Annotated in this window: 2 protein-coding genes; one reads left to right on the forward strand and one right to left on the reverse strand. The window is 65.6% G+C overall.

Annotated elements, in window-relative coordinates; translation table 11 throughout:
• Nucleotides 1-866: 866 nt before the first annotated feature.
• Nucleotides 867-2,648: an IS1634 family transposase gene (locus ACLP9N_RS34820; protein ID WP_442411658.1), complete on the forward strand. Its 1,782-nt coding sequence runs from the start codon at nucleotides 867-869 to the stop codon at nucleotides 2,646-2,648.
• Nucleotides 2,649-2,699: 51 nt separating this feature from the next.
• Here the strand turns inward: ACLP9N_RS34820 and ACLP9N_RS34825 are convergent, their stop codons facing one another.
• Complete coding sequence (locus ACLP9N_RS34825; RefSeq protein ID WP_442411659.1) at nucleotides 2,700-4,091, reverse strand: ADP-ribosylglycohydrolase family protein; 1,392 nt, start codon at nucleotides 4,089-4,091, stop codon at nucleotides 2,700-2,702.
• Nucleotides 4,092-4,248 lie beyond the last annotated feature (157 nt).

Consider the following 4,248-nt stretch of genomic DNA (forward strand, 5'->3'; position numbering starts at 1 on the left):
GACGCGACCTCATCGCCGATCGCGTTCCGCTGCATGCCAACTCGCATGACTACGATCCCACGCTCTTAGAGGCATCTTCGTTTGATGGCCTTAGCCGGCTCCGGAACGCGGGTCGTTGCCCGGTTAAGGCCCTTGATGAACTGCCTCTACAGGCCTCACCTGAAACCAGAATGTCAAGCATCACCCGAGGTCATACACCGCTGTGAAGTGGGGCGCACATGAATGCCGCGAGAGCCATTGTCCTCGGTGAGAACCTTGAGAACACCACCGCGGCCACGCGAAACCGTGCGGCAGCGAGAACAGGCGTGGCACTTTTCTACGCTGTGAAGGGTCAACACGATCGCGACATGACGATCGGCTTCTTCCTGTTGCCGCCCCTCAACAAGATCAAGGACAAGATTAAATGGGGGTCCGCGTCAAGGGTGCCGCCGACGAGCCGATCGTTGAGGTTCCTCCGAAGAGCTAGGCCGCCTGATTCGTAGGTCCTGTCGGAGGTGTCGGTTCCGGTCCAAAACTGAGCAGGTGATTCCGGCCGACAACTGATCAGATTTCGACTGCCGTTGACACGACCGAACGGAGCCGTACAGGCGCCGTACCGCAGCGATGAGTGGTTCCCGCCCTTCCGCTATTCGTTTAACTCTTCATGCCCAATCGGATGAAGTCTTTGCAATGCCTCTCGAAACTGCGGGATCGGATCGGCATACGGCAGGACGCCACACACGTCGGCTAGTCCGAAGTTGCGGCGGTTTTCGGGCGTGATCTGATTCCTGATCTGGGTATATGGATTTGAATCGGTGTGGATGTGTAGTCAGAATCTACGGCATGTCTTCTTCGCTGGTGAGTTGGAATCGAATATGATTCTGGCTATGTCACGTCAGCAAGGCCGGGTCCACGTAGTCAGAGTTAGAAAGACGCACGTGGATAAGCAGGGCCGGCGGCGTGAGTACACGTCGGCCTACCTGCGGCGCACCTACCGCGACGGGCCCGCGGTGCGCAACGAGACCGTGGCCAACCTGTCGATGCTGCCGGCCGAGGCGGTCGACGCGATCGAGGCCACGCTGAAGGGCCACACGCTGGTGGCGGCCGGCAGCGAGTTCACCATCGTGCGGTCGCTGCCGCACGGGCACGTGGCCGCGGTCGCGGCGATGGCGCGCCAGCTGGGCCTGCCCGCGCTGCTGGGCCCGGCAGGCCGTAGACGCGATATTGTCCTGGCGCTGGTCATTTCGCGGGTGATCCGGCCCGGCTCGAAACTGTCCACGCTGGCCTGGTGGCCCGACACCACGTTGGGCACCGACCTGGGGGTGGCCGGCGCGTCCACCGACGAAATCTATGCCGCGATGGACTGGTTGACCGGCCAGCAGGAGGCGATCGAGAAGAAGCTCGCGGCCAAGCACCTAGCCCCGCAGGTGAACCCGGGCCGCATGGCGCTGTTCGACCTGACCAGCGCGTGGGTGACCGGGCGGTGCTGCGAGCTGGCCGCACGCGGCTACTCCCGCGACGGCAAGAAAGGCTGCGAGCAGATCGAATACGGCGTGCTCACCGACCCCGAAGGCCGCCCGGTCGCGGTGCGGGTGTTCGCAGGCAACACCGGTGACCCGACCGCGTTTAACCAGATCGTGCAGGTGATCACCGACAAGCTCGGCATCGCGCGGCTGGTGCTGGTGGGCGATCGCGGCATGATCACCGGCGCCCGCATCGACAAGCTCCGCGAACTCAACGACCACCCCGACGCCGCAGCATTTTTCGATTGGATCACCGCGCTGCGCGCCCCCTCGATCGCCAAACTCGCCGCCGACGACGGCCCGCTGCAGATGAGCCTGTTCGACACTCAAGACCTCGCCGAGATCGCCCACCCCGACTACCCCGGCGAACGGCTGATCGCCTGCCGCAACCCCGTGCTGGCCGCCGAACGCGCCCGCAAACGCCAAGACATGCTCCAAGCAACCGAGAAACTCCTCGCCGCGATCGCCGAGCGGGTCAGCGCCGGCACCCTGCGCGGGGCCGGCAAGATCGGAGAAGCGGTCGGCACGGCCATCGGGAAATACAAGATGGGCAAGCACTTCCACCGCGACATCACCGACACCACCTTCACCTACCGGCGCGACACCGCCCGCATTGACACCGAAGCCGCCCTCGACGGCATCTACGTGCTGCGCACCAGCGTCCACACCGACACCCTCGACCCCGCCACGGTGGTGACAAGCTACAAAAACCTCGCCAACGTCGAACGCGACTTCCGCATCATCAAGACCGACGACCTCGACCTGCGGCCGATCCACCACCGCCTCGACGACCGCGTCAAAGCCCACGTGCTGATCTGCCTGCTCGCCTGCTACCTGGTCTGGCACCTGCGCAAGGCCTGGGCACCAATGACATTCACCGACGAGCACCCACCCCAACGGGACAACCCGGTCGCGGCCGCGCAGCGCTCACCCGAAGCCGATGCCAAGGCATCCCGCAAACACAACGCCGACGGCAACCCGCTACGCAGCTTCCGCGGCCTGCTCGACCACCTGGCCACCCTCACCCGCAACCAGATCCGCTACCACCACGCCAGCACCCAGGTGCCCGTCCTCGCCGACCCCACCCCCGACCAACGCCGCGCCTTCGACCTGCTCAACACACCTATCCCACTCACCACCGCGTAGCCAGAACACACCCCGACCCAAACCAACGAAACCCCACGTCAACCCAGAAATTCACTCACCCCAGCCGCCGTAACTTCGGGCTAGTGCCTCGCCTATGCCGATTCCGCGCAGTCGCGCGCCGTAGAGCGTGGCGACGGTCGGCGTGCGGCTTTGGGCCTGCACGCAGTGGATCAGCACGCTCCGGCCATCCCGCCGCAGCTGCTCGACCACCCGCACGGTGTCTAGCAACACAAAGCCAAGGTTGTCGTTGACGCCGGGTTGATCGATGAGGCGGACATCGAGCTGTTCGGCGTGGGCTGGCAGGTCGGCGTCACCGACCCGGCACAGCGACACGACCGCATCGACACCTTTGGGCAGCGATCGCAGAGCGCCCATGTCGCCGAGCCAGACCCCGTCGTCGTAGGGATGCGGGGCGATGACGCCGGTCTCATAGCCGCTGTAGCTGAAATCGAAGCCGTCGGGCTCTCCTCTGCGGATGATCGCGGAGGCGAGGTCAACGAGATCGCGGGTGCGCAGGCCTGGCCAGCCGTGCAGCACGCGACGCCACTGCGCAGGGACCGCTGAGGCCCCGTAGGCAGCGCCGAGCAGCCCACCCGCGATCGCGGCCACCGTATCCGTGTCCCCGCCTCCCCGGACCGCTGCGTCGAGCGCTAGACGGAGGTGATCGGCGCGGAAGATACCTTTCGACGGGTCGTCGGTCGGGATTGGGGTGGTCGTGATCGCTGACCATGCACCCTGTAGCGCCTCGACCACCCAGCCGTTGTTGGCGAAATCAGATGGCTGCGACCCCTCAGCAACACTCAGTCGCGACGCCCACTGGTCGCACCGCTCGGAGGGGATGTGCTGCAGCCCGACTCGAACGTCCAGCTCGCCGGTCAGGATCGCGTGACGGATCGCAAGACACCACAGCACGCACGCATCCCCCGCCTCCGGGTCATGGTGCGTCAGCTCGCTGACTGCGCGAGCTGCTTCCACCAGGTCTGCTTCGTCGTCGAGATATGCCGATGCCACTGGCGCAGTACGCATCAGCGAACCATTCCCCGCAGTGCGGCCAGTGCGCTTGTGGAGCACAGCTGACTCCGTGCGCGCCGAGTGTGCAGAGATACCCTTTGCGCCCGCTCGGCTGAGTACCGAGCGGGTCTGAACACCTACGTCTTTGGCATCTTGGGACCATTCGTGCCATCGCCTGGCGAGGTCGTCGAGGGCCCCTTCATGACGCAGGTCCGCCCCCGTGGCGGCGACCTCAGCGATGGCGACGGCCATGGAGCTGTCGTCGGTCCACTCACCAGGCTCCCAGCCGAAGCTCCCGCCCCCCACCATGGCGACTTCGAGGTGCGGGCCACGGGGCGGACCGAACTCGTAGGCTGCGCCGAGTGAGTCACCGGCTGCGGTGCCCAGCAGCACGCCGCAGGCCCGGTCAAGTTGAGCGGTTGTCAATGTCATGGATCGAATCTCCTTTCGCCCACTGGCGTTTGGACGTGCCCCTCCCGGGGGCGAAGCAGCGTTTCGGTGCCCCGCACGGGGGCCTAGCTACCGCATCGGTGCCCCGTCGGGGGCCTAAGCGACGAGCCTGTCGGTGCCCCCGTCAGGGGCCTAAGCG

The organism is Mycobacterium sp., from assembly GCF_052144515.1.
GTDB lineage: Bacteria > Actinomycetota > Actinomycetes > Mycobacteriales > Mycobacteriaceae > Mycobacterium.